The organism is Paracoccus sphaerophysae, assembly GCF_000763805.1.
Taxonomy (GTDB): domain Bacteria; phylum Pseudomonadota; class Alphaproteobacteria; order Rhodobacterales; family Rhodobacteraceae; genus Paracoccus; species Paracoccus sphaerophysae.
Genome location: NZ_JRKS01000027.1, coordinates 1 through 25,470, shown reverse-complemented (window position 1 = coordinate 25,470; position 25,470 = coordinate 1). Strand labels below are relative to the sequence as shown.

Sequence of the window (25,470 nt, the reverse complement as noted above, 5' to 3'; positions counted from 1 at the left end):
GGGTCAGGCCCCGCCCGAGAGCATCTGCGGCAGGCTGGCGCTCAGCGCGTCCCAGCCGCCGGGGCGCCAGCCCAAGGCGGTCAGGCGTTCGCAGGTCATCACCGAGACCTTGGCGTCGGACCGCGGCGGTGGCGCGTACGGGCAGCCGGTCAGCCGCGCGACCTCGGCCAGCAGGTCGTGGCGGTCCAGCAGCAGGTCCGAGGCGTTGAAGCTGCCCGTCTCGCGCGACGCCAGCAGCAGCAGGACGGCGGCGGTCAGATCGTCGCCATGCAGTTCCGTTGACCGGCGCGGCGCGACGGGCCGGCCGGAAAGGTAGTCCGTGAACAGGCTCTGCCACTTGTGATCCGGGCCGGGGCCATAGATGCCGGTCGCGCGGATGCTGGCGCCGCTGAGACCCGTCGCAATGCGGGCCGTCAACTCGGCCTCGGCCTCGGCCTTCACCCGGCCATAGAGACTCTCCGGCGCCGCCTCGGTCCCGTCGGGCAGCGGCGTTCCGGCGGGCAGCGCGTCATACACGGCGCGCGAGGACAGGAACACCACCCGCCCCACCCCGGCCCGCTGTGCGTCATCGAACAGCCGCCGCGCGCCGTCTCCGTTCAGCGCGAGGAAGCCCGCAGGGTCGTCCCCCTCGCCGCCCCGATACTTGCCGGGGACATGGGCGAAGGCGGCGTGGACCAGCGCCGCGCAGCCCGTTAGTGGCGCGGGCCGGCCGAGCCGCCAGCCGGGCAGCGTGTGGACCTCATGCCCCGCCACCGTCAGGCCGCGGGTGAGAAAGCGCCCGACCAGCCCCGAGGCGCCGGTGACGGCAATCCTCATGCGGGGTCGGGCAGGCTGCGGCTGTCGGGCACCTCGCCCTCGCCCGCATAGGCGCGCCACAGCTCGATCAGCGGCCGCAGGCGGTCGGCCTTTGCGTGGTCCTGCCACGGCTTCTCATACTGGAAATGCAGCACCCGGATGTCAGCCCAGCGCCACAATTCGGGCAGGTTGAACCACACATATTGCAGCATGTTGTCGAACACCGGCAGCCCGTGCCAGTCGGGAAAATAGTCCTGCAGGAAGGTCTGGTCGGTCCGCCGCCAGAACGCCCCCGGCACGTTCAGGCGGGCCAGCATCGCGGCGAAGGTCTCGGGGTCCGGCCGGGCCGTGAACACGCCCGAGTTCATGCGGTGGAAATCGCCGAGCCCCTCATAGACATTCGGCGCGGCGCAGAATTCGGGGTAATCGAACAGCCGCCCGATCGGTCGCAGGACCAGCGTGTCGGCGTCCAGGAACACCACCCGATCATAATCCAGCTGCCACAGCCGCAGCTTGGCGAAGTTGTCCAAGGGCGTGTGGAAGACGGGCTTTTCGCCCCTGGTGAAGGGCGCGAGCCCGTGCAGCCGGTCGCGCGCATGGGCGGCGTTGAAGTCGTCCGAGGTCGGCAGCAGCCCGATCCGCACCAGCCGCGCGCGGTCCCGCAACGGCGCCAGCGCCGCCTCGGACACGCCGCCGGTATGCATCACGCACAGATCGGCGTCGGACCCGGCGTTCAGCCGCAAGGACCGCAGCAGCGCCCGCGCGCCCAGCGCAAAGTCGTCATTCGTCACCAGCGTGACGAAGGCGCGGTCCGACCGCGCCGGGCGATCCGCCGCCAGCCCCTCGGGCAGCACTCAGACCGCCTTGAGCTTCTTGCCCTCGGGGTCGTGATCGACCCGCTTGGCGATGTCCTTGGTCCAGGCGCTGACCGCCGGCACGCGCGAGCGGTCGATGCGGTGGGCGTATTTGCGCGCGACCTCGACCACCTCGGACAACAGCCCCTCCTGCAGGGTGATCGGGTTCAGGCCCAGCGACAGGAACTGGTCGTTCTTCACGATCAGCTCGTTCTCGTCGGCCTCTTTCCGGGGGTTGGGCAGGAACTTGACCTCGGCCCCGGCCAGCCCGGCCACCATCCGCGCCAGGTCGCGGACGCGGTGCGTCTCGGTCATCTGGTTGAAGATGCGCACCCGCTCGCCCGCCTTGGGCGCGTCCGACAGCGCAAGCTCGATGCAGCGCACGCAGTCCTGGATGTGGATGAAGGCGCGGGTCTGGCCGCCAGTGCCGTGGACGGTCAGCGGATAGCCGATCGCCGCCTGGATCAGAAAGCGGTTCAGCACGGTCCCGTAATCGCCGTCATAATCGAAGCGGTTGATGAGCTGTTCGTGCCGCCGCGTCTGGTCGGTGTGGGTGCCCCAGACGATCCCCTGATGCAGGTCGGTGATCCGCAGCCCGTCATTCTGGGCATAGAACTGGAACAGGATCTGATCGAGCGACTTGGTCATGTGATAGACCGAGCCGGGTCGGGTGGGATACAGGATCTCCATCCCCTTCTTGCCGGTGGGGGTGTCGATCTCGACGTCCAGATAGCCCTCGGGGATGGGCGCGCCGACCGAGGAATAGCCATAGACGCCCATCGTGCCCAGATGGACAAGATGCGCGTCGATGCCGGTTTCCACCAGCGCCGCCAGCACGTTGTGGGTCGCGTTGACGTTGTTGTCGACGGTATACACCTTGTGGCGGTCGGTCTTCATCGAATAGGGCGCGGCGCGCTGTTCGGCGAAATGGATCAGCGCGTCGGGCTGGTATTCGGCCAGCCACTGCTTGAGCCGTTCATATTCCTTGGCGAGGTTCAGCAGGTGAAAATGGATGGTGTTGCCGGTTTCCTGTTTCCAGATGCGGCAGCGTTCCTGGATCGAGTCCATCGGGGTCAGCGACTGCACGCCCAGTTCGGTGTCGATCCAGCGGCGCGACAGGTTGTCGACGATGTGGACCTCGTGGCCCAGGTTGGACAGGTGCAGCGAGGTGGGCCAGCCCACGAACCCGTCGCCGCCGAGAACCGCGATCCGCATCGATGTCATTCCTTTCGTTCGGGCGCGTTGCCGGGCTGGTTAACGCAAGCCCCGCGCGCTGTCGAATGAACATATGGCGCCAGCGTGACGCTTCGGCGACAATCGGGCAAGGGTACGCGGCGTCGCAGGCGCGGCTTGCGCCCGGCCGGCGGAGGGTCGATCCTTGGCCGGCCGGGATCAGGGGGGACGGGATGGACGACACAGGCAACCGGGCGGTTTCGCTGGCAGAGCTGGACCGCTTCTGCCGCGCGGCGCTGACCGCGATCGGGGCGGACGCGGCGACGGCGGACGCCGCCACGCGGGCAATGCTGCACGCGACGCGGCTGGGGGTGGACAGCCACGGGGTGCGGCTCTTGCCGCATTACCTGACCGCGCTGGAGGGCGGGCGGCTGAACCGGACCCCGCAGGTCAGGACCGTGGGGGGCCTGGGCGCCGTCGAGGTGCTGGACGCCGATCACGCCCAGGGCGCGCTGGGGGCCTATCGCGGGATGGAGCGGGCGGTCGATCTCGCCGGCCGGTTCGGCGTCGGCGCCGTCGCGGTGCGCAACAATTCGCATTTCGGCGCCGCGGGGGCCTATGCGATGGCGGCGGCAGAGCGCGGCTTCATCGGGCTCGCCTTCTGCAATTCGGACAGCTTCGTGCGGCTGCATGACGGGGCCGAGCGGTTCCACGGCACCAACCCCATGGCCGTCGGCGTCCCGGTCGCGGGGGGCGATCCGTGGCTGCTGGACATGGCGACCAGCGCGATCCCCTATAACCGGGTTCTGCTGTATCGCAGCCTGGGGGTCGAACTGCCCGACCACGTCGCCTCGGACGCCGAGGGCGTGGACACCCGCGACGCCCATGCCGCGCAGATGCTGGCGCCGTTGGGCAGCGAATTCGGCTTCAAGGGCGCGGCGCTGGCGGGGGTGGCCGAAATCCTGTCGGCGGTGCTGACCGGGATGCGGCTGTCCTTCGACATCCCGCTGATGGAGGGGCCGGATTTCGCCCAGCCGCGCCTGCTGGGGGCGTTCCTGCTGGCGCTGAACCCCGATGCCTTCCTGGACCGGGCCGCGTTCGACGCCGGGATGCACCGCTATCTGGACCGGCTGCGCGGGTCGCTGGCGGCGCAAGGCGGGCGGGTGATGGCGCCGGGGGACCGGGAATGGGCGGTGGCGGCGCAGCGCGACGTCGAGGGCGTGAGGCTGGACCCGGCCACGGCCGAGGCCTTTGCCGCGATCGCCGCACGCCACGGGATCGCGCCGCCAGGGTAGGCGCCGCCCGAAACGGTATACCAGATTTTTCTTGACGCAGCGGCAGTCCGACCTGTAGCTGACTCGAAGTGGTCTGACCAATCTGCGCATCGGGGAGGATGCGGCGGTCGGGCCAGCGGAGGACTCGCCATGCTGCCCGACCCGAGACCGCGCCGGTCCTATCGGCAGGTCGCCGACCTGATCCTGGCGCTGATCGCCGGCGAACGGCTCGCCCCGGGCGACCGGCTGCCGGCGGAACGCGACCTCGCCGACCGCTTCTGCGTGTCGCGCCCGTCGCTGCGCGAGGCGCTGATCGCGCTCGAAGTCGAGGGCCGCATCGACATCCGCATGGGCTCGGGCATCTATGTCGCCGCCGGCTCGGGCGCCGCGGCCGAGGGCGAGGGGCCGTTCGAGATCCTCGAGGCCCGCGCCGTCGTCGAAAGCGCCATCGCCGAGGAGGCCGCGCGCCGCGTCACCCCGGCGCTGGTCGCCGCGCTGGACGCCAACCTGCGCGAGATGGCCGGCGTGACCGAGGACCGCGCCCGGTCGATCGCGCTGGACGCCGCGTTCCACAGCGCCATCGCCGCCGGGACCGGCAATGCGCTGCTGGTGCATCTGACCGGCGACATCTTCGGCAAGCGCCTGTCGCCGCTGTTCACCCGCCTGGCCCTGCATTTCGAAGGGCCGCGCACCTGGCGCAGCGCGCTGGAAGAACACGGGACGATCCGCGACGCCATCGCCGCCGCCGATCCCGCCGCCGCGCGTGAGGCGATGCGCCGCCACCTGGCCCTGTCGCAGCGCCGCTTTTCGGAAAACTTCGCCGAAACCTTCGCAGGAGAGGCGATCACCGCCTGACCCGCACCACCTCATGCCAACTGGGAGGAACCGCATGAAACTGACCCTCAAGACCCTGATGGGCGCCGCGATGCTGCTGGCCGGCACCGCCGCCGCCCATGCGCAGACGACGCTGAAATGGGCCCATGTCTATGAGGCCACCGAGCCCTTCCACACCGAATCCGTGTGGGCGGCCGAGGAAATCGCCAAGCGCACCGAGGGCCGTTACAAGATCGACGTGTTCCCGGCCTCGCAGCTGGGCAAGGAAAACGACCTGAACCAGGGCCTCAAGATGGGGACCGTGGACATCATCATCTCCGGCTCCAGCTTCCAGGCCCGCGAGTTCCCGCGCATCGGGGTGACCTACTACCCCTATATCTTCCGCGATCCGTCGCACCTGATCGCCTACACGAAAAGCGACATCTACAAGACGCTGACCGCCGGTTACGAGGAAAAGACCGGCAACCACATCACCGCGACGACCTATTACGGCACCCGCCACACCACGACCTCGGACCGCCAGATCAAGGTCTGCAAGGACATGGAAGGGCTCAAGATCCGGGTGCCGGACGTGCCGGCCTATCTGGCGATGCCGCGCGCCTGCGGGGCCAACACCACGCCGATCGCCTTTGCCGAGGTCTACCTGGCGCTGCAGAACGGCACCGTCGAGGCGCAGGAAAACCCCCTGACCGCCATCGACGCCAAGAAGTTCTACGAGGTCCAGAAGAACATCTCCCTGACCGGCCACATCGTCGATCACCTGAACACCGTGGTCAGCAAGTCGGTGTGGCAGGGCCTGTCGGACGCCGACAAGCAGATCTTCACCGAGGTGATGATGGAGGCCGCCGAACGCAGCACCAAGATCGTCGAGGAACGCGAGGCCAAGCTGGCCGACAATTTTCGCGCCAAGGGGCTGAACGTGGCCGAGGTCGACAAGGCCGATTTCGAAAAGAACGTGCTGGAAAAGATCCCGTTCGAAGACTTCGGCTATGAAAAGGCCGACTGGGAAGCGATCCGCGCCGTCCAGTAAACCGCACCGGCTGCCCGGTCCCGTGCGGGATCGGGCAGGCTGTTTCGTCCCCCAGCGCAAGGGCCGCCGATGAGCCACGATCCCCACATGACCGTCAGCCCGCACGCCCCCGTCAGCGTGCACGAGATGGCGCACGCATTCGAGGACGACATCCACGACGTCGACCTGTCGGGCTATGCCATCGAGGACTGGATCACGCTCGCGCTGTTCTGGCTGATGGCGCTGTGCGTGTTCCTGCAGTTCTTCACCCGCTACGTGATGAACAACAGCCTGTCCTGGACCGAGGAGATCGCCGCCAACTGCCTGGTGGTGATTGTGTTCATCGGCTCGGCCATGTGCGTGCGGCTGGGCCGCCACATCGCCGTGGACCTGCTGTATCGCTATGTCCCCGCCGGGATGCGCCGCGCGCTCGAGGTGCTGGTGGACCTGATCTCGATCGGCTTCTTCGCCTATATGAGCTGGCTTTACTGGCGCTATATCGACGTCGTCGGGTCCGAGCGGATGGTCACCATCGACCTGCCCCGCGGCATCGTCTTCTACACCGTGTTCGCGGCCTTCGTGCTGATGACCCTGCGAGCGCTGCAACGCTTCGTGGCCGATCTGCGCGGCCGCCGTGCCGCCGCCGACGACACCCGACCGACCGGAGTCTGACCCATGCTGCTGCTGATCGGGTCCTTCCTGCTGCTGATGATCATCGGCGCGCCGGTGGCGGTCGCGATGGCCGTCGCCTCGCTGCTGTATCTGCTGGTCACCGGCACCGCGCCCGACATCGTTGCGGCACAGCGGATGATCGCGGGGGTGGAAAGCTTTCCGCTGATCGCGGTGCCGTTCTTCATCCTCGCCGGCAACCTGATGAACATCGCCGGGGTGACCGGGCGGATCTATCACTTCGCCCTGTCGCTGGTCGGCTGGATGAAGGGTGGGCTGGCGCAGGTCAACATCATCGGGTCGGTGATCTTTTCGGGGATGTCGGGGACGGCGCTGGCCGACGCCGCCGGCATCGGCACCATCGAGATCAAGGCGATGAAGGACCACGGCTATCCGGTCGAGGCCGCCGTCGGCGTCACCGCCGCCTCGGCCACGCTGGGCCCGATCTTTCCGCCGTCGCTGCCCTTCGTGATCTACGGGATGATGGCCAACGCCTCGATCGGGGCGCTGTTCATGGCCGGCATCCTGCCCGGCATCGTGATGACCTCGCTGATGATGCTGACCGTGTGGCTGTTCGCGCGCCGCTATGGCTGGGGGTCGGACACGCCCTTCGACCTGCGCGAACTGGCCAAGGCCGGGATCGAGGTGCTGGTCGTCATGTGCTTTCCGCTGGCGGTCTGGCTGCTGATCCGGCTGGGTGTGTCGGTCAACGTCGCCGTCATCGTGGCGCTGGTCGCGCTGATTGCGCTGGACTGGTATTTCGACTGGCACGCCGTCATGGCGCTGATGGCCCCGGTGCTGCTGATCGGCGGCATGACGATGGGCTGGTTCACGCCCACCGAGGCCGCCGTCGCCGCCGTCCTGTGGTCGCTGTTCCTGGGCCTCGTGCGCTATCGCACCATGACCTTCCGCACCCTGGCCAAGGCGTCCTTCGACACCATCGAGACGACCGCCGCGGTCCTGTTCATCGTCACCGCCGCGTCGATCTTTGCCTGGCTTCTGACGGTCAGCCAGGCGGCGCAGGTGTTTTCCGACGCGATGTTCGCGCTGACCGACAACTGGTGGACGTTCCTCATCGTCGTCAACATCCTGCTGCTGATCGTCGGCGCCTTCCTGGACACCATCGCGGCGATTTCCATCCTCGTCCCGATCCTGATGCCGGTCGCGGCGAAATACGGGATCGACCCCGTGCATCTGGGCGTGGTGCTGACCCTGAACCTGATGATCGGGCTGCTGACTCCGCCGGTAGGCATGGTGCTGTTCGTGCTGGCGCGGATTTCCAAGATGTCGGTCGAACGCACCGCGCTGGCGATCCTGCCGTGGATGATCCCGCTGTTCGTGGCACTGCTGCTCATCACATTCATCCCGGCGCTGACCCTGTGGCTGCCGACCCAACTGGGGCTGATCCGATGACCGCCGAAACCCGCGTCGCCCGGCTGTATGCCGCCCACGACCTGCGCGTCGAAACCGCGCCCGTGGTCCCGCCCGGCCCGGGCGAGGTGCTGCTGGCGATGGAGGCCGGCGGCATCTGCGGATCGGACCTGCATTACTATCACGACGGCGGCTTCGGCCCGGTGCGGGTGCGCGAGCCGATCATCTCGGGGCACGAGGCCTCGGGCCGCGTCGCGGCCTTGGGCGCTGGCGTCGACGGCCCAGCGCCCGGCACGCTGGTCGCGGTCAGCCCCTCACAGCCTTGCGGCGACTGCGAATACTGCCGCAAGGGGCTGCCGATCCACTGCCTGTCGATGCAGTTCATGGGCAGCGCCATGCGCCTGCCCCACGCCCAGGGGATGTTCCGCGACCAGCTGGTGGTGCCCGCGGCCCAGGTCCACGCCTTCCCCGACGGCACCACCCCGTCCGAGGCCGCCTGCACCGAGCCGCTGGCCGTCTGCCTGCACGCCGTGGCGCAGGCGACCGAACTGCTGGGCGATCTGGCCGGGCGGCGGGTGATGATCACCGGCGCCGGGCCGATCGGCCTGCTGGTGCTGGCCGCGGCCCGCCATGCCGGGGCGACCGAGATCATCGTGACCGACCTCACCGACGCGGCGCTGGACCGGGCCCGGCAGATGGGCGCCAGCCAGACGATCAACGTCGCCGCTGACGCCGCCGCGCTGGAGCCGCTGACCGAGGGCAAGGGCCAGATCGACCTGATCTTCGACTGCTCGGCCGCCGGTCCGGCGTTGCGCAACGCCTTTGCCGCGCTTCGCCCGCGGGGCGTGCTGATCCAGGTCGGGGTGACCGGCGACATGACCATTCCCCTGAACGCGCTGGTCGGCAAGGAAATCACCTGGCGCGGCTCGCAGCGCTTCCACGACGAATTCGCCATCGCCGCCCGGCTGATCGGCACGCGCGAGATCGACGTGCGCCCGATCATCAGCCACGCGCTTCCCCTGTCCCGCGCCGTCGAGGCGTTCGAGCTCGCCTCGGACCGCGCCATCGCCTGCAAGGTGCAGCTGACCTTCGGAGAGACGGCATGAGGCACACCTGGCGCTGGTTCGGCCCGGTGGACCGGGTGACGGTGCGCGACGCCGCCCAGGCGGGGGCCGCGGGCATCGTCAGCGCACTGCACCACATCCCCACCGGCGCGGTCTGGCCGGCCCCGGAAATCGCCCGCCGTCACGAGGAAATCCGCGCCGGCGGGCTGGTCTGGGACGTGGTCGAAAGCGTCCCGGTCAGCGAGGAGATCAAGACACGGACCGGCGACTGGCGCGCCCATGTCGCCAACTGGGCCGAAACGCTGCGGCGGCTGGCTGACAGCGGCATCCGGACGGTGTGCTACAACTTCATGCCGGTGCTGGACTGGACCCGCACCGACCTGCGCTGGGAAACCCGGCACGGGGCGCGGGCGATGCGCTTCGACCTGCCGGACTTCGTGGCCTTCGACCTGCATATCCTGCAGCGGCCGGGGGGGGCGGCGGACTATCCCGCGGCGCTGGCCGACGAGGCGGCGCGCCGCTTTGCGGCCTTTACCCCCGACCGCATCGCCGATCTGGGCCGCAACATCGGCGCCGGCCTGCCGGGGTCGGCGGACGGCTATACGCTGGACCAGCTGCGCGAGCGGCTCGCCACCTATGACGGCATCGACGCCGACCGGCTGCGCCGCCACCTGACGGATTTCCTTTCCGAGGTGGTCCCGGTCGCCGAACGGGTGGGCGTCAACCTGTGCGCCCATCCCGACGATCCGCCCTGGCCGCTGCTGGGCCTGCCCCGCATCCTGTCGACCGAGGCCGACTATCGCGCCATGCTGGACGCGGTGCCCGCGCGCGCCAACGGGGTGACCTTCTGCACCGGTTCGCTGGGGGCGCGGGGCGACAACGACCTGCCGGCGATGGCCGCGCGGCTGGCCGACCGCATCCACTTCGTCCATCTGCGCAACGTCACCCGCGAGGCGGCCACGACGCCCTGTTCCTTCTACGAGGACGAGCATCTGGAGGGCGGCACCGACATGGTCGCCGTCATCGCCGCGCTGCTGGCCGAGGAAACCCGCCGCCGGGCCGCGGGCCGCGCCGACGCCGACATCCCGATGCGCCCCGATCACGGGCAGGAAATCCTCGACGACCTGACCCGCGGCGCGCAGCCGGGCTATCCGGCGATCGGGCGGCTCAAGGGGCTGGCCGAACTGCGCGGCATCGAGCGCGCGCTGAGCTGGCGCGGGGCGGCGGCGTGAGCCTGTCCGACGCGACCCTGCTGCCGCCCGGAGTCACCCCGCCTGGCTATGACCGCCGCGCGCTGCGGCCGGGGATCGTGCATCTGGGCTTTGGCGCCTTCCACCGCGCCCATCAGGCGGTGGCGACGCAGGCCGCGCTGCGGCGGGAGTTTGGGCCGTGGGGGATCGTCGCGGTGAATTTGCGCTCGGCCGGGCCGATCCGCGATCTGGCGGCGCAGGACGGGCTGTATTCGGTGACCACCCGCGGCCCGGATGGCGACAGCACCGAGGTGATCGGCGCCACCGTCGGCTGGCTGTGCGCCGCCGAGGACCCGCAGGCGGTGCTGGCGGCGATGGCCGATCCCGGCATCCGCATCGTCACCCTGACGGTGACCGAAAAGGCCTATGGGTTGGACCCGGCGACCGGCGGGCTCGATCCCGCGCACCCGGCGGTCGCCGCCGATCTGGCCGACCCCGCGCGCCCCACCGGCGCGGTGGGCATGATCGTCGAGGCGCTGGCCCGCCGCCGCGCCGCCGGCACGCCGCCCTTCACGGTCCTGTCCTGCGACAACCTGCCGGCGAACGGCCGCGTCGTGGCCCGGCTGGTGCGCGAGATGGCCGCCCGCCGCGACCGGGCGCTGGCCGACTGGATCGCCGCCCAGGCCGCCTTTCCCTCGTCGATGGTCGACCGCATCGTCCCCGCCGCCACCGACGCCACCCGCGCCGGCGCCGCCGCGGCGCTGGGGGCCGCGGACGCGCTGGCGTTCGAGACGGAACCCTTCCTGCAATGGGTGATCGAGGACCACTTCCCCCACGGCCGCCCGGCGTGGGAGGAGGCGGGGGCGATCTTCGTCCAGGACGTCGCGCCTTATGAAAAGATGAAGCTGCGGATGCTGAACGGCGCCCACACGCTGACCGCGCATCTGGGCATCCTGCACGGGCTCGACTGCGTGCGCGACGTGATGGCGCTGCCGGCGCTGGCGGCGCAGGTCCGCGCGCATATGGAGGCCGCGGCCGCCACGCTGGACCCGGTGCCGGGGATCGACCTTGCCGCCTATCAGGGCGACCTGCTGGCGCGCTTCGCCAACCCCGCCATCGCCCATCGCAATGTCCAGATCGCGATGGACACCACGCAGAAGCTGCCGCAGCGCATCCTGTCCCCGGCGCTCGACGCCCGTGCGGCGGGGTTCGACGCCGCCGCCTTTGCCCGCGCCACCGGCGCCTGGATCGCCGCGCTCGCCCATCGCGGCACCGCCGACGACCCGCGCGCGGGTGAACTGATGGCGGCGGTCGCGGCGATGCCGGGCGATGCGCCCTCGGCCCCGTTCTTCGCCCTCGCCGGGCTGTTCCCCGACGCGCTGGCCCACGACCCGGCCTGGCGCGCCGCCGTCGATGCCGCCATCGAGGAGTTCCGCGCATGAAGGCGCTGGTCTGCGACGAACCCGGCCGGCTGTCGCTGGTCGACCGCCAGCGCCCGGTGCGGGCCGAGGGCGAAATCCTGGTCCGCATCCGCCATGTCGGCATCTGCGGCACCGATTTCCACATCTTCGCCGGCAAGCACCCGTTCCTCGACTATCCGCGGGTGATGGGCCACGAGCTGTCCGGCACGGTCGAGGACGGCGGCGACAGCCCGCTGGCGGCCGGGACCCCGGTCTATGTCGTCCCCTATCTCGCCTGCGGCACCTGCGCCGCCTGCCGCAAGGGGCTGACCAATGCCTGCATGGCGATCCGCGTGCTGGGCGTGCACACCGATGGCGGCATGGCGGAATATCTGTCGGTCCCGGCCACCAACGTCATCCCCGCCGCCGGGATCGACCTGCGCGACGCGGCGATGATCGAGTTCCTCGCCATCGGCGCGCATGGCATCGCCCGCGGGCAGGTGTCCGACGGCGACCGGGTGCTGGTCACCGGCTCGGGCCCCATCGGCATGTCGGCGGCCTTGTTTGCCAAGGCCCGCGGCGCCCACGTCACGGTGATGGACATGCGCGAGGACCGGCTCGCGTTCGCCCGCGACACGCTGGGCGCCGACGCGGTGCTGCTCGCCGGCCCGGACGCCGAGGCGCAGGCCGCGGATCTGACCGGCGGCAACGGCTTCGACGTGGTGGTGGACGCCACCGGCGCCGCGCCGCCCATCGAGCGCGGTTTTGGCTTCCTCGCCCACGGCGCGCGCTATGTGCTGCTGTCGGTCGTCAAGGGCACCATCACCTTCTCGGACCCCGAGTTCCACAAGCGCGAGGCCACGCTGCTGGCCAGCCGCAACGCCTTGCCCGCCGATTTCGCCGAGGTCGTGCGCCAGATGCAGGCCGGCCGCATCCCCACCACGGCGCTGAACACCCATCGCGGCGCGCTGGCCGATGCCCCGGCGCTGCTGCCCGACTGGTCACGCCCCGAGGCGGGCGTCGTCAAGGCCATCCTGGACGTTTGAAAGGACCGACCCATGCCCGCCGATGACCTGACTCGCGCCGCCCCCCCCACCATCCGCCTTGGCGCGCAGGACGACGTGGTGATCGCCCGCACCCGCATCCCCGCAGGCACGACCATCGCCGCCGAGGGGCTGACCACGCAATCCGACATCCCGGCCGGCCACAAGATCGCCACCCGCGACATCGCCGCCGGCGCGACGGTGCGCCGATATGGCCAGATCATCGGCCTCGCCTCCGAGCCGATCGGGCGGGGGGCGCATGTCCACACCCACAACCTCGCCATGACGGATGTGGAGCTGGACTATGCCGTCGGCGCCGACGCCCATCCGGCGCCGCCGGCCGCCCAGCCCCTGACCTTCATGGGCATCCGCCGCCCGGACGGGCGCATCGCCACCCGCAACTATATCGGCATCATCACCTCGGTGAACTGTTCGGCCCGGGTGGCCCGCGCAATCGCCGACCAGTTCCGCCGCGACATCCGTCCCGAGGCGTTGGCCGACTATCCCAACGTCGACGGGGTCGTCGCCCTGACCCACGGCATCGGCTGCGCCGTGGACAACAAGAGCGAGGCGATCCGCATCCTGCGCCGCACCATGTCGGGATATGCGGTGCACCCGAACTTTTCGGCGGTGCTGTTCATCGGGCTGGGCTGCGAGACGAACCAGATCATCGACATCCTCGCCTCGCGCAAGCTGGAACCCGGGGCGGCGCTGAAGTCCTTCACCATCCAGGAACAGGGCGGGACGGCCAGGACCATCGCCCACGGGGTCGACCAGATCCGCGCCCTGCTGCCGGCGGCGAACCAGGTCGTGCGCGAACCCGTGCCGGTGTCGGCGCTGACCGTGGGGCTGCAATGCGGCGGGTCGGACGGCTATTCCGGGATCACCGCGAACCCGGCGCTGGGCCATGCCGTCGATCTGCTGGTGGCGCAGGGCGGCACCGCGATCCTGTCGGAAACGCCGGAGATCTATGGCGCCGAGCATCTGCTGACCCGCCGCGCCGAAACGCGGGAGATCGCCGACAAGCTGATCGCCCGCATCGACTGGTGGAAGGATTACTGCGCCCGCAACGGGGCGGCGATGAACAACAACCCCTCGGCCGGGAACAAGGCCGGCGGGCTAACCACGATCCTGGAAAAGTCGCTGGGCGCGGTCGCCAAGGCCGGCACCACCAACCTGCGCGGCGTCTATGAATACGCCGCCCCCATCGACACCACCGGCATGGTGTTCATGGATTCCCCCGGCTTCGATCCGGTCTCGGCAACGGGCCAGGTGGCGTCGGGGGCGAACCTGATCTGCTTCACCACCGGGCGCGGCTCGGCCTATGGCTGCGTGCCGGCGCCGTCGCTGAAACTGTCCACGAACACCGCCACCTGGCAGCGGCAGGAGGAGGACATGGACCTCAACTGCGGCGAGATCATCGACGGCACGGCCAGCATCGAGGAGATGGGCGAGCGCATCTTCCGCATGATGATCGACTGCGCGTCCGGCGTGAAATCGAAGAGCGAGATCCACGGCTATGGCCAGGACGAATTCGTGCCCTGGCAGATCGGCGTGCTGACCTGATCGCGGGGCCCTGGGCGCTCAGGTCGTGACGTCGGGCGCGGCGCGGCCGGTATGGTCGCGGATCAGGGCCAGCGCCTCGGCCGCGGCGATCACCGGGGCCAGCGCCTGGTCGGCGGGCAGGTCGTGGCGGTCGGCGGCGAAGCGTTCCAGGTAGACCCGCAGCGTCGCGCCCTCGGTGCCGGTGCCCGACAGGCGGAACACCACCCGGCTGCCATCGTCAAACATCACCCGGATGCCCTGCCGGGCCGAGGTCGAGCCGTCCACCGGATCGGCATAGGCGAAATCGTCCGCCGCCTCGACCGTCAGCCCGGCAAAGCTTTGCCCGGGCAGGAATTCGGTCATCGACCGCAGCCGGTCCATCAACGCGTTGGCGCGGTCGGCGGCGACGGCTTCGTAATCGTGGCGGCTGTAGTAGTTGCGGCCGAACTCGGCCCAGTGGCGGGCCATCACCTCGGCCACCGACAGGCGGCGCGCGGCGAGGATGTTCAGCCACAGCAGCACCGCCCACAGCCCGTCCTTTTCGCGCACGTGATCCGAGCCGGTGCCGGCGGATTCCTCGCCGCAGATGGTGACGCGGCCGGCGTCCAGCAGGTTGCCGAAGAACTTCCAGCCGGTCGGCGTCTCGTACATGCCGATGCCCAGCCTGTCCGCCACCCGGTCGGCGGCGCGGCTGGTCGGCATCGACCGCGCGATGCCCGCCAGCCCGCCCGTATAGGCCGGCGCGCAGGTGGCGTTGGCGGCCAGCACCGCGAGGCTGTCCGAGGGCGTCACATAGACGCCGCGGCCGAGGATCATGTTGCGATCGCCGTCCCCGTCCGAGGCCGCGGCGAAGTCCGGCGCGCCCTCGCCCATCATCAGATCGACCAGCGGCCTGGCCCAGACCGGGTTCGGGTCGGGATGGCCGCCGCCGAAATCCGGGCTGGGCGTGCCGTTCAGCACCGTACCGGCGGGCGCGCCCAGCCGGTTTTCCAGGATCTCGCGCGCATAGGGGCCGGTGACGGCGTGCATGGCGTCGAACCGCATGGAGAAGCCCGAGGCGAACAGGTCGCGGATCGCGGCGAAGTCGAACAGGCGTTCCATCAGCGCGGCGTAATCGGCGACCGGGTCCACGATCTCGACCGTCATCCCGCCCAGCGCCGTTTCGCCCCGCGCCGACAGGTCCAGGTCGGGGGTGTCGAGGGTGCGGTATTCGGCCAGCTCGGTTGTGCGGGCAAAGATCGCGTCGGTGACCGATTCCGGCGCCGGCCCGCCATTCGGGCCGTTGAACTTCATCCCGAAATCCTCGTCCTCGCCGCCGGGGTTGTGGCTGGCCGACAGGATGATCCCGCCATCGGTGCCGCGCAGCCGGATCAGGTGCGACGCCGCCGGGGTCGACAGGATACCGCCCTGCCCCACGATCGCCCGCGCCACCCCGTTGGCCGCGGCCATGCGCAGGATGATCTGGATCGCGCGGTCGTTGAAGAACCGCCCGTCCCCGCCCACCACCAGCGTCCTGCCCTGCACCCCGCCGATGGCGTCGAACAGCGCCTGGGTGAAGTTTTCCAGATAGCCCGGCTGCATGAAGACCCTGGTCTTCTTGCGCAGGCCCGAGGTGCCGGGCTTCTGCCCCTCGACGGGCTGGGTCGGGACGGTGCGGATGGCGGGCGCGGTCATCGGCGGCTCTTTCCTGCGGGGCACGGGACTGTCGCCGCCCGCTTAGCCGATAAGCGGGCGGGGGGACAGGGGGCGCGCTTGGCGCGGCGGCCTGGGGGCCGCGTGCGGACGGCCTGGAACGGAGCGGAACCGGCCCGCGGGGGTTGTGTTTGTGTCCGGCCCGCCTCACGGTCGGCTGACGGCAATTCCAGGAAGACAGATGTCCAAGACCAGCCACCCGTCGACGAACCGCCGCCGGACCGGCCGCCCCAGTCTTGCCGAAGCGCTGCGCCTGCGGCGCCAGTCCGGCGGCCCGGCCCGCGGCCAGCCGCAGGTCTGGCGCGAGCCGCCGAACCCGATTCGCTTCGACATCTGGACCGGACGCTCGCTGTACGAGGCAGGCCGAGAGCTTGCCTCGACCCCCCGTCCCGACCTGCCCGACGCGCCGGCCAAGCCGGTGCAGCGGCTGATCGACAACCAGGCCGCGATCCGGCGCAACTACCTGGACGGGGTGGCGGCCGAGGAACGCGGCGAGGCGATCACGCCGGCCGCCGAATGGCTGATCGACAACCACCACATGGTCGAGGAAAACCTGCGCCAGCTGCGCCAGGCCTTCGGCCCGGCCTTCCTGCACCGCCTGCCCGCCGTGCCGCTGTCGGGCGGGGGGACGGCGCCGCGGGCGCTGATGCTGGCCTGGTATTTCGTCGCGCTCACCAATTCGGAAATCACCGCCGACGATCTGACCCAGTTCCTGCGCGGCTATCAGTCGGTACACACGCTGGACATCGTCGAGCTGTGGGCGGTGCCGACCTTCCTGCGCTATGTGCTGGTCGAAAACCTGCGGCGCCTGTCCGACCGCGTGTCGCTGGCGCGCGAGCGCCGCAACGCCGCCAACGCCATCGCCGACGCGCTGGCCGATGCGCAGGGATCCTTGGCCGCGGCGGCGATCATCGACCGCAATGCTGACGTCGTCATCGACGACACGGTGGCGGCCCAGCTGTTCTACCGGCTGCGCGACGGCGGCCCGGACAGCCAGGCTGCGCTGTCCGCGCTGGAACGGCGGCTGGGCGGCCCGCAGGGCGGCGAGCGCGCGGTGCAGGCGGAATACGCGCGCCAGTCCTCGGGCAACGTCACCGTCGGCAACATCATCCGCAGCCTGCGCCGGACCGGAGAAATCGACTGGCTCGACTGGTTCGAGGGCGTCAGCCACGTCGACGCGCTGCTGACCCAGCACACCGAATTCGACCGCGTCGATCAGGGCACCCGGGCCAGCTATCGCTCGGCCATCGAACGCATCGCACGGCGCTGTGACCTGTCCGAGACACAGGTCGCGCAGATCGCCATCGATCATGCCCGCGCGGACGCCGCCCGCGGCCTCGTGCCGCCGGTGAACGGCGGCCGCACCGAGGTCGGCCATCTGCTGGTCGGCGAAGAGCGCCGCGCCTTCCGTCACAGCTGCGGCTATCGCCCGACGCTGCGCGAACGCATCGCGGTCCCGCCGCCGCTGGTCGGGTGGTGGAGCATCGCGCTGACCCTCGCCGCCATCACCGCGGTCCTGCTGGCGGCCCTGTCCACGGTGCTGCCGCAGCACGTGGCGCCCTGGCAGGCTGCGCTGCTGCTGGCGCTGGCGCTGCTGCCGGCGACCGACACCGCCTCGCAGGCGATCGGCTTCATCGCCGCGCGGGTCCTGCCGCCGCAGCGGCTGCCGTCCTATGACTTCCGCAGCGGCGTCCCGCCCGAGGCGCGGACGCTGGTCGTCATCCCCGGCATGATCACCTCGATTGACGCCATCGACGAACTGGCCGAGATGCTGGAATCGCACTATCTCGCCAACCCGCTGGGCGATGTCAGCTTTGCGCTGCTGACCGACTGGAAGGACGCGCCGGCCGAGACGATGCCCGACGACCAGCGGCTGCTGTCCCACGCCCAGGCGCGAATCGAGGCGCTGGCCGACCGCTATGACCACGGCGGCGTGCGGCGGTTCTTCCTGCTGCACCGGCGGCGGCAGTGGAATCCCTCCGAGGGCGCCTGGATGGGGTGGGAACGCAAGCGCGGCAAGCTGACCGAGCTGAATATGCTGCTGCGCGGCCATGCCGGGACCAGCTTCGTGCCCACCGGCCGCACCCCGCCCGAAGGGGTGCGCTATGTGGTGACGCTGGACAGCGACACCCGGCTGCCGCGCGACACCGTGTCGGCGCTGGCCGGCAAGATGGCGCATCCGGTGAACCGCCCGGTCCACCGCGAGGACGGCATCGTGATCCGCGGCCACGCGATCATGCAGCCCCGCGTCACGCCCTCGCTGACCACGGGGGCCGAGGCCTCGGTCTTCCAGCGCATCTTTTCGGCAAACCGGGGGCTCGACCCCTATGTGTTCACCGTGTCGGACCTGTATCAGGACCTGCTGGACGAGGGCAGCTTCACCGGCAAGGGCATCTATGACGTCGACGCGTTCGAACGCGCGATGCAGGACCGGCTGAAGGAAAACACCATCCTGTCGCACGACCTGCTGGAAGGCAGCCTCGCCCGCGCCGCGCTGGTCACCGATGTCGAGGTGGTCGAGGATTTCCCGATCCGCTACGCCACCGAGGCAAGCCGCCAGCATCGCTGGACCCGCGGCGACTGGCAGCTGCTGCCGATGATCGTGACGCCGGGCAACGGCCTGTCGGGGCTGGCGCGCTACAAGATGATCGACAACCTGCGCCGGTCGCTGGTCACCCCGTCCTGGGTCGCGGCCTCGATCGCGGGCTGGCTGATCCTGCCGGGCGGCTGGGCCATCGCCTGGCAGGCGGCGCTGATCCTGCTGGCGGCGGCGGTGCATATCCTGCAGGTCGATCTCAAGATCTTCCGGCCGCAATATGGTGTGTCCTGGGACTATCACCTGCGCCACATGGCGCGCGACGCGCTGACCTATGCGACCCAGCTGGGCCTGCGGCTGACCACCGCCGCGCATCGCGCCGTGTCGTCGCTGGACGCCATCGCCCGCACCATGTGGCGGCTGTTCGTCAGCCGCAAGCACCTGCTGGAATGGACCACCGCCCGCGACGCGGGCCGCGCCGGCGGCGGCGCGCGGGCCGAATACCGCCGCATGATCGCCTCGCCGGTGATCGGCGCGGGTGCGATCCTCGCCACGGCGGTGATCAACCCGACCGCCCTGCCCGTGGCGCTGATCTTCGGCGGGGTCTGGATGGCCGCGCCGTGGATCATGGAACGCGCCTCGCGCCCGCTGGAAACCGAGGACCGGCTGGTGCTGGACCCCGGCGACGAGGCCGAACTGCGCCGCATCGCGCGCCGCACCTGGCGCTATTTCGAAACCTTCGTCGGCCCCGACACCCACCACCTGCCGCCCGACAACTGGCAGGCGACGCCGGCGCCCAAGCTGGCCGAGCGGACCTCGCCCACCAATATCGGCCTCTACCTGATGTCGGTGATGTCGGCGCGCGATTTCGGCTGGATCGGCCTCGACAGCGCCCTGTCGCGGATCGACGCGACGCTGTCCACGATGGAGCGGATGCCGCGGTTCCGCGGGCATTTCTTCAACTGGTACGACACCCGCAATCTGGCGGTGCTGCCGGCGCCGTATGTCTCGGCGGTGGACAGCGGCAACCTGGCGGGACTGCTGGTGGCGCTGGCCGCTGGCTTGCGCGGCTGGGCCGAGGATGCGCCCTCGGTGCGCCGCCGGCGCACCGGCGGGCTGGCCGACACGCTGGCAAACCTGACCCAGGAACTGCAGGCCCTGCCCCAGGACCGCCGGGCGCTGCGCGACCTGCACCAGGCGCTGAACGGCGCCATCGCCGGCTACCAGACGGTGCTGGAACAGACCGCCTCGGGCCCGGTCTCGGACCCGCTGGCGGCAGCGCAGCTGACCACCCGCGCCCGCGAAATCCTGCGCCTGGCGACCGATCTGGACGCCGCCACCACCGACCGCACCAGCCCCGAAGGCGCGGCCACCGCCGCCCCGACCGAGGGCTCCGCCGCCGAGGTGCTTGCCTGGGCCCGCGCGCTGGCCGATGACGCGGCCGACGTGATGACCCCCGCCTCGGAAGGGCGCGAGGCGATCGACAGCTTTGCGCTGCGCGTGCGGCTGCTGGCCGAGCGGGCGCGGATGATGGCCTTCCAGATGGATTTCGGCCTGTTCGTCCAGCACGACAAGCTGCTGATGTCGATCGGCTATCGGCCCCATGACGACCAGCTGGACGACAGCTCGTACGACCTGCTGGCCTCCGAGGCGCGGCTGACCAGCTTCCTCGCCATCGCCAAGGGCGACATCCGCAAGGAACACTGGACCCGGCTGGGCCGTCCCTTCGCCAATGTCGGGCACCAGGGGGTGCTGCTGTCCTGGTCGGGCTGCATGTTCGAATACCTGATGCCGCCCCTGCTGCTGAAGGAACGCCAGGGCGGGATCCTGAACCATTCCAACCAGATGGCCGTCGACGTGCAGATGGAGTGGGGGAAGTCGCACGGCCTGCCCTGGGGCATTTCGGAAAGCGCCTTCAACGCCCGCGACCGCGAGATGAACTATCAGTACTACGCCTTCGGCGTGCCGACGCTCGCGCTGAAGCGTTCGGGCGGCGATTACGTCGTGGCGCCCTATGCCTCGATCCTCGCGGGGCAGATCCGCCCGCAGGCCGCGGTCCGCAACCTCGCCACGCTGCGCGAGCTGGGGGCCGAGGGGCCGTTCGGCTTCTATGACGCGGTCGATTTCGCCCCCAACCGGCTGCGCGACGGCCAGGGTCACGCGGTGGTGCGCAACGTCATGGCCCATCACCACGGCATGTCGATCATGGCCATCGCCAACACGGTGATGGACGGCATCCACCGCGAACGCTTCCACGCCGACCCGGTGGTCCGCGCCTCGGAACTGCTGCTGCAGGAAAAATCGCCGCGCGACATCACCCCGGTCACCCGCGCGCCCTCGGCCAAGGGGCTGGGCCGCGGCGCCATGCCGGCGGTGGGCGACACCCAGACCGCCATCGACGAACCCGGCCGCGCCGAACGCGAGGTCGCGCTGATCACCAACGGGCGGTTTTCCACCATTCTGTCATCGACCGGTGCCGGCCGCACCATGCTGGGCGGCATCGCCCTGAACCGCTGGTCGCCCGATCCGACGCTGGACGATGGCGGCATTTATATCCTGATGCGCGACATGCAGTCGGGGGAGTGGTGGTCGGCCACGCACTCGCCCTGTTCGGGGCGCGACGAGCGCGCCTCGGCGGTGTTTTCCGACCACAAGGCCGAGTTTTTCAAGACCGCCAACGCCATCGAAAGCCGGCTCGAGGTCATCGCGGCGACCGAGGGCAACGCCGATGGCCGCCGCCTGACGCTGCGCAACCGCTCGGGGTCCGACAAGACCATCGAGATCACCTCGTATGGCGAGATCGTGCTGGACAACCCCGCCTCGGACCGCGCCCACCCGGCGTTTTCCAAGATGTTCGTGCAGACCGAGATCCGCGACAACGGGGCCCTGATCGTGGCCAGCCGCCGGCCCCGCGACCCGCGGGGAAAGGCCGTGCATCTGGCCCATCTCGTCGCCGGGCCGGACGGCGCGATCACCCCGGCGGCCGAGGCGGAAACCGACCGCCGCGCCTTCATCGGCCGGGGCCGGTCGCTGGGCGACGCCGCGGCCTTCGACCGGGGCGCCATACTGGGGGGCTCGCAGGGCCACACGCTGGACCCGATCTTCGCGATCCGCCGCCGGGTCCGGGTGCCGGCCGGCAAGTCGGTGTCGCTGACCTACTGGACGCTGATCGCGGAAACCGAAAGCGAACGCGACCGCATGGCCGCCCATTACGCGCGCCCGGCGGTCTTCGAACACGAACTGCGGCTGGCGTGGACCTATTCGCAGGTCCAGCTGCGCCACCTGAACGTCTCGCTGGACGAAGCCAAGCTGTTCCGCAGCTATGCCAGCCTGCTGATCTGGCCCGACCTGCGGCTGGCCGCGACGCCCAAGCGTCGCACGGAACTGGGGCCGCAGGGCGACCTGTGGCCGATGGGGATTTCGGGCGACGACCCGATCCTGCTGCTGCGGATCGACGACGAGGCCGACCTGCCCATCGTGCGCGAGGCGCTGCGGATGCACGAATTCCTGCGCAACCGGGGGGTCGCGCATGACGTGGTGATCCTGAACGAGCGCGCCTCAAGCTATGTGCAGGACCTGCAGCACGCGATCCAGCAGCTGGTCGACACCGCCTGGCAGACCGCCGGCCCCTCGGCCCCGCGCCATGTCCACGCGGTACGCCGCGACCAGATCAGCAAGGCGAGCTTCGACACGCTGGTGTCGGCGGCGCGGATCATGCTGCACACGCGCAACGGCAAGCTGGCCGAGCAGCTGGACCGGCTACGCGACGCCGCCGCCCCGCTGGCCCGTCCGCCGGCGCGCCGGCGCCCGACCGAGCGGCCGCTGCCGCGCCCGGACGAGCCGTCGCGCTCGCCGCTCAAGTTCTGGAACGGCTTTGGCGGCTTTGCGCCGGACGGGCGCGAATACGTGCTGCGGCTGGCCCATGACCGGCCGACGCCGCATCCGTGGATCAACGTCATCGCGCGCGAGGATTTCGGCTTTCACGTCTCGGCCGAGGGCGCGGCATACAGTTGGGCGGTGAACTCGCGCGATTACCAGATCACGCCGTGGTCGAACGATCCGGTGGAGAACCGCCCCGGCGAGGCGATCCTGATCCACGATCCCGCCACCGGGCTGGTAGCGACGCCGTTCCTGGCGCTGTCCGATGATCCGGGCGCCGTCCACGAAACCGCGCACGGGCTGGGCTATTCCCGCTTCAGCGCCGATTACGGCTGGGTCCGGGTCGAGGCGGTGATGACGCTGGCCCAGGGACAGTCTGCCCGGCTCACCCGACTGACCGTCACCAACCGCACCGACCGGCCGCTGTCGCTGCAGGGGATCGCCTATGCCGAGCTGGTGCTGGGGACCGACCGCGCGCGCACCGCGCCGATGGTACAGACGGTGTTCGACCCGACGCTGAACGCGCATGTGGCGCGCAACCCGTTTTCGGCCGACTTCGCCGAGCGGCTGACCGCGCTGGGCTGCGACCGCACGGTCGACAGCTGGTGCGGGTCGCGCACCGACTTCGTCGGCCGGTTCGGCAAGCTGGCCCGCCCCGCCGCCCTGACCAACTGGGTGGAAACCGAGGCCGCGGGCGACCCCTGTCTGGCAATCCGCTGGGTCATGGAGCTTGCCCCGGGGCAGTCCGACACCGCGACGCTGGTGCTGGCGAACGCCACCCAGGAGGCGCTGCCCGGCGTGCTTCAGGCGGCGCAGCAGCCCGGAGCGGTCGACCAGGCGCTGGATCAGGCCCGCGCCGACTGGACCGAGGTGCTGGAGACGCTGCAGGTCGAAACCCCCGACGAGCAGCTGAACCTGATGGTGAACACCTGGCTGCCCTATCAGGCGATCGCCTGCCGCATCCGGGCGCGCACGGCCTTCTATCAGGCCTCGGGCGCGTTCGGGTTCCGCGACCAGCTGCAGGATACCAGCGCGCTGCTGCTGCAGGACCCCGCGCTGTGCAGGCGCCAGATCCTGAACGCCGCCGCCCGCCAGTTCCCGGAAGGCGACGTCCAGCACTGGTGGCTGCCGCGAACCGGCGCCGGGGTGCGGACGATGATCTCGGACGACGTCGTGTGGCTTGGCCACATCACTGCCCGCTACGTGGACGGCACCGGCGACGTGGCCATCCTGGACGAGCAGGTGCCCTATATCTCGGGCCCCGCGCTGGAACCGGGCGAGCATGACCGCTTCTATGTGCCCCAGCCCTCGGGCGAGACCGCGCCGCTGTATGACCATTGCGCGCGGGCGCTGGACCTCGTCGTAGCCCGGACCGGCGCGCATGGTCTGCCGCTGATTCTGGGCGGCGACTGGAACGACGGGATGAACCGCGTGGGTGAGGCCGGGCGCGGCGAAAGCGTCTGGATGGGCTGGTTTCTATGCGACACCATCGCCGCCTTCGCGCCGCTGGCGCGCGCGCGGGGCGATGCTGCCCGGGCCGATGCGTGGGAGGCGCACGCCGCACGCGTCGCCGAGGCGCTGGACGAGGCCGGCTGGGACGGCGCCTGGTATCGCCGCGGCTATTTCGACGACGGCACGCCCCTGGGATCGTCGGACAATGCCGAGTGCCGGATCGATTCGATCGCCCAAAGCTGGGCGCTGATTTCGGGAGCGGGACGCGCGGATCGGGCGCAGGATGCGGTGAACTCGGCGCTCGCGCAGCTGTTCGACCGGGATGGCCAACTGCTGCGGCTGTTCACCCCCGCCTTCCATGACACGCCGGCCGAGCCGGGCTATATCAAGTCCTACCCGCCCGGCGTGCGTGAAAACGGCGGTCAGTATACCCACGCCGCGGCGTGGATGGTCTATGCGCTGGCCCGCCACGGCGACCGGACGCGCGCACAGCGGCTGTTTTCGGCCCTGAACCCGATCAATCACGCGCTCGACGCCCGCTCGGCCGAGATCTACCGCGTCGAGCCCTATGTCGTCGCCGCCGACGTCTATGGCGCGCGCGACAAGCTCGGCCGCGGTGGCTGGACCTGGTACACCGGCTCTGCCGGCTGGATGTACCGCGCCGCGGTCGAGGGCCTGCTGGGCATCAGCCGCCATCCCGAGGGGCTGCTGCTGGATCCGGGCCTGCCCGAGGACTGGCCCGGCATCCGCGCCCGCCTGCGCCGCGGCGACCGCACGGTCGAGATCGAGGTGCGCCGCGTCGGCGGCCGCATCGAGACGACCGTGAACGGAGATGCGCTGCCGCGCGGCGGGATCGTGGCGTTCTGAGTTGGGCGGGGGTGGATCGGACCCGCAGTCGTCGTCGACAGACCTGAACGCGACCGGAACGGTACGGGGAGCGCAATGGCCGCAGCGGATTCCGCGGCGGCTGCTGGTCGGGGGATTCCTGCGCACTCTGGTGGCTGATGACCGCCTTGCCCGAGCCATGACCGACCGAAGTGCTGGTTCGGCCGCCCACGAGTCGCCGCAGGCGGCTGTCGCCGCAGGCGGCTGTCGCCGTCAGTAGAGGCGGCTCGTGCCTATCCGCGGCGGCTTGAGCCGTGCTGGGACCGAAGTGCGGAGACACCGGCGCGACCCCATCAGATGATCAGCTTGCCACAAGAGACTGTGGCGTCGATCATCGCATCAGACTGTCCGAGCATGCCTGCAAGTGCTGCCTTGGCTTCGCCTCAACCATTCGCCGACGTTTTGCCGAGGGACGGGTGGGGCGCCGCTTGCCTCCCCACGATAGCCTCCGGCGCGGGGAAACCGATCCCCGCAGGTGACGGATCGCGCCCATTCAGTTAGCAGTTCGGCCCAGGAGACTGCCGGAGCCGAACATCACACCCTCGGCAGCCACCTGAGTTGGCCTGGCGGCCCTGACCTGCCACGGGCTTTTTCCTCCATCTGTGACTAGAGTCCGGCCCAACGAGAGGACGGACGAAGATGAAGAAGGCACGACGGACCGAGGAACAGATTATCGGAATCCTTCAGGAGCATGATGCCGGCGCGAAGTGCGCAGATCTGTGCCGCAAGCACGGCATGTCGGAAGGCACATTTTACGCTTGGAAGGCGAAGTATGGCGGGATGACGGTGTCGGAGGCGAAGCGGC

16 protein-coding genes are annotated in these 25,470 nt (G+C 70.2%); 12 read left to right on the top strand and 4 right to left on the bottom strand.

The window, feature by feature from the left end; all coding sequences use genetic code 11:
* Positions 1 to 3 precede the first annotated feature (3 nt).
* The 3 genes from IC63_RS09455 to IC63_RS09445 are packed head-to-tail and all read right to left on the bottom strand — an operon-like array spanning position 4 to position 2,864.
* Positions 4 to 816 carry an NAD-dependent epimerase/dehydratase family protein gene (locus IC63_RS09455; RefSeq protein WP_036719484.1) on the bottom strand — a complete coding sequence of 271 codons (813 nt, stop codon included), beginning with the start codon at positions 814 to 816 and terminating at the stop codon, positions 4 to 6.
* A complete protein-coding gene (locus IC63_RS09450) occupies positions 813 to 1,646 on the bottom strand; it encodes a glycosyl transferase (protein ID WP_036719511.1) in 834 nt (277 codons plus the stop codon). The genes IC63_RS09455 and IC63_RS09450 overlap by 4 nt, the downstream gene beginning before the upstream one ends.
* Before the next feature lie 3 nt (positions 1,647 to 1,649).
* On the bottom strand, positions 1,650 to 2,864 hold the full coding sequence (locus IC63_RS09445; RefSeq protein ID WP_036719509.1) for an NAD-dependent epimerase/dehydratase family protein: 1,215 nt from the start codon (positions 2,862 to 2,864) through the stop codon (positions 1,650 to 1,652).
* A 191-nt stretch (positions 2,865 to 3,055) separates the two neighbouring features.
* Between IC63_RS09445 and IC63_RS09440 the strand changes: the two genes are divergently transcribed.
* The 10 genes from IC63_RS09440 (at position 3,056) to IC63_RS09395 (ending at position 14,242) form a co-directional block, all read left to right on the top strand.
* Complete coding sequence (locus IC63_RS09440; RefSeq protein ID WP_036719482.1) at positions 3,056 to 4,117, top strand: Ldh family oxidoreductase; 1,062 nt, start codon at positions 3,056 to 3,058, stop codon at positions 4,115 to 4,117.
* A 129-nt stretch (positions 4,118 to 4,246) separates the two neighbouring features.
* The gene (locus IC63_RS09435; RefSeq protein WP_036719479.1) at positions 4,247 to 4,951 is read left to right on the top strand and encodes a FadR/GntR family transcriptional regulator; all 705 of its coding nucleotides are present in this window, start codon (positions 4,247 to 4,249) and stop codon (positions 4,949 to 4,951) included.
* Between the two features lie 34 nt (positions 4,952 to 4,985).
* A complete protein-coding gene (locus IC63_RS09430) occupies positions 4,986 to 5,960 on the top strand; it encodes a sialic acid TRAP transporter substrate-binding protein SiaP (protein WP_036719477.1) in 975 nt (324 codons plus the stop codon).
* A gap of 69 nt (positions 5,961 to 6,029) precedes the next feature.
* Complete coding sequence (locus tag IC63_RS09425) at positions 6,030 to 6,611, top strand: TRAP transporter small permease (RefSeq protein WP_198026292.1); 582 nt, start codon at positions 6,030 to 6,032, stop codon at positions 6,609 to 6,611.
* A 3-nt stretch (positions 6,612 to 6,614) separates the two neighbouring features.
* Positions 6,615 to 8,021, top strand: a complete 1,407-nt coding sequence (locus IC63_RS09420; RefSeq protein WP_036719474.1) for a TRAP transporter large permease — start codon at positions 6,615 to 6,617, stop codon at positions 8,019 to 8,021.
* On the top strand, positions 8,018 to 9,085 hold the full coding sequence (locus IC63_RS09415; RefSeq protein WP_036719473.1) for an L-idonate 5-dehydrogenase: 1,068 nt from the start codon (positions 8,018 to 8,020) through the stop codon (positions 9,083 to 9,085). The genes IC63_RS09420 and IC63_RS09415 overlap by 4 nt, the downstream gene beginning before the upstream one ends.
* Positions 9,082 to 10,275 carry a mannonate dehydratase gene (uxuA, locus tag IC63_RS09410; protein ID WP_036719471.1) on the top strand — a complete coding sequence of 398 codons (1,194 nt, stop codon included), beginning with the start codon at positions 9,082 to 9,084 and terminating at the stop codon, positions 10,273 to 10,275. Before IC63_RS09415 ends, uxuA begins: the two co-directional genes overlap by 4 nt.
* Positions 10,272 to 11,675, top strand: a complete 1,404-nt coding sequence (locus tag IC63_RS09405) for a mannitol dehydrogenase family protein (protein WP_052042073.1) — start codon at positions 10,272 to 10,274, stop codon at positions 11,673 to 11,675. The genes uxuA and IC63_RS09405 overlap by 4 nt, the downstream gene beginning before the upstream one ends.
* Positions 11,672 to 12,679, top strand: a complete 1,008-nt coding sequence (locus IC63_RS09400) for a zinc-binding alcohol dehydrogenase family protein (protein ID WP_036719469.1) — start codon at positions 11,672 to 11,674, stop codon at positions 12,677 to 12,679. Before IC63_RS09405 ends, IC63_RS09400 begins: the two co-directional genes overlap by 4 nt.
* A gap of 12 nt (positions 12,680 to 12,691) precedes the next feature.
* Positions 12,692 to 14,242 (top strand): UxaA family hydrolase, encoded by a 1,551-nt coding sequence (locus IC63_RS09395; RefSeq protein ID WP_052042072.1) that lies wholly within the window; start codon positions 12,692 to 12,694, stop codon positions 14,240 to 14,242.
* An 18-nt stretch (positions 14,243 to 14,260) separates the two neighbouring features.
* Here the strand turns inward: IC63_RS09395 and IC63_RS09390 are convergent, their stop codons facing one another.
* Positions 14,261 to 15,895: an alpha-D-glucose phosphate-specific phosphoglucomutase gene (locus IC63_RS09390; RefSeq protein WP_036719467.1), complete on the bottom strand. Its 1,635-nt coding sequence runs from the start codon at positions 15,893 to 15,895 to the stop codon at positions 14,261 to 14,263.
* 199 nt (positions 15,896 to 16,094) lie between these two features.
* On the opposite strand from IC63_RS09390, the gene IC63_RS09385 reads away from it, so the two are divergent.
* Positions 16,095 to 24,647, top strand: a complete 8,553-nt coding sequence (locus tag IC63_RS09385) for a GH36-type glycosyl hydrolase domain-containing protein (RefSeq protein ID WP_052042071.1) — start codon at positions 16,095 to 16,097, stop codon at positions 24,645 to 24,647.
* Between the two features lie 657 nt (positions 24,648 to 25,304).
* Positions 25,305 to 25,470 (top strand): transposase (locus IC63_RS09380; RefSeq protein WP_036719465.1); only part of this gene is annotated, 166 nt, incomplete at its 3' end.

What these genes read in the sequence shown, in the direction of transcription:
- IC63_RS09455 (WP_036719484.1), bottom strand. Translation starts at nt 816, where the DNA reads ATGAGGATTGCCGTCACCGGCGCCTCGGGGCTGGTCGGGCGCTTTCTC.
- IC63_RS09445 (WP_036719509.1), bottom strand. Translation starts at nt 2,864, where the DNA reads ATGCGGATCGCGGTTCTCGGCGGCGACGGGTTCGTGGGCTGGCCCACC.
- IC63_RS09440 (WP_036719482.1), top strand. Translation starts at nt 3,056, where the DNA reads ATGGACGACACAGGCAACCGGGCGGTTTCGCTGGCAGAGCTGGACCGC.
- IC63_RS09435 (WP_036719479.1), top strand. Translation starts at nt 4,247, where the DNA reads ATGCTGCCCGACCCGAGACCGCGCCGGTCCTATCGGCAGGTCGCCGAC.
- IC63_RS09430 (WP_036719477.1), top strand. Translation starts at nt 4,986, where the DNA reads ATGAAACTGACCCTCAAGACCCTGATGGGCGCCGCGATGCTGCTGGCC.
- IC63_RS09425 (WP_198026292.1), top strand. Translation starts at nt 6,030, where the DNA reads ATGAGCCACGATCCCCACATGACCGTCAGCCCGCACGCCCCCGTCAGC.
- IC63_RS09420 (WP_036719474.1), top strand. Translation starts at nt 6,615, where the DNA reads ATGCTGCTGCTGATCGGGTCCTTCCTGCTGCTGATGATCATCGGCGCG.
- IC63_RS09415 (WP_036719473.1), top strand. Translation starts at nt 8,018, where the DNA reads ATGACCGCCGAAACCCGCGTCGCCCGGCTGTATGCCGCCCACGACCTG.
- uxuA (WP_036719471.1), top strand. Translation starts at nt 9,082, where the DNA reads ATGAGGCACACCTGGCGCTGGTTCGGCCCGGTGGACCGGGTGACGGTG.
- IC63_RS09400 (WP_036719469.1), top strand. Translation starts at nt 11,672, where the DNA reads ATGAAGGCGCTGGTCTGCGACGAACCCGGCCGGCTGTCGCTGGTCGAC.
- IC63_RS09395 (WP_052042072.1), top strand. Translation starts at nt 12,692, where the DNA reads ATGCCCGCCGATGACCTGACTCGCGCCGCCCCCCCCACCATCCGCCTT.
- IC63_RS09390 (WP_036719467.1), bottom strand. Translation starts at nt 15,895, where the DNA reads ATGACCGCGCCCGCCATCCGCACCGTCCCGACCCAGCCCGTCGAGGGG.
- IC63_RS09385 (WP_052042071.1), top strand. Translation starts at nt 16,095, where the DNA reads ATGTCCAAGACCAGCCACCCGTCGACGAACCGCCGCCGGACCGGCCGC.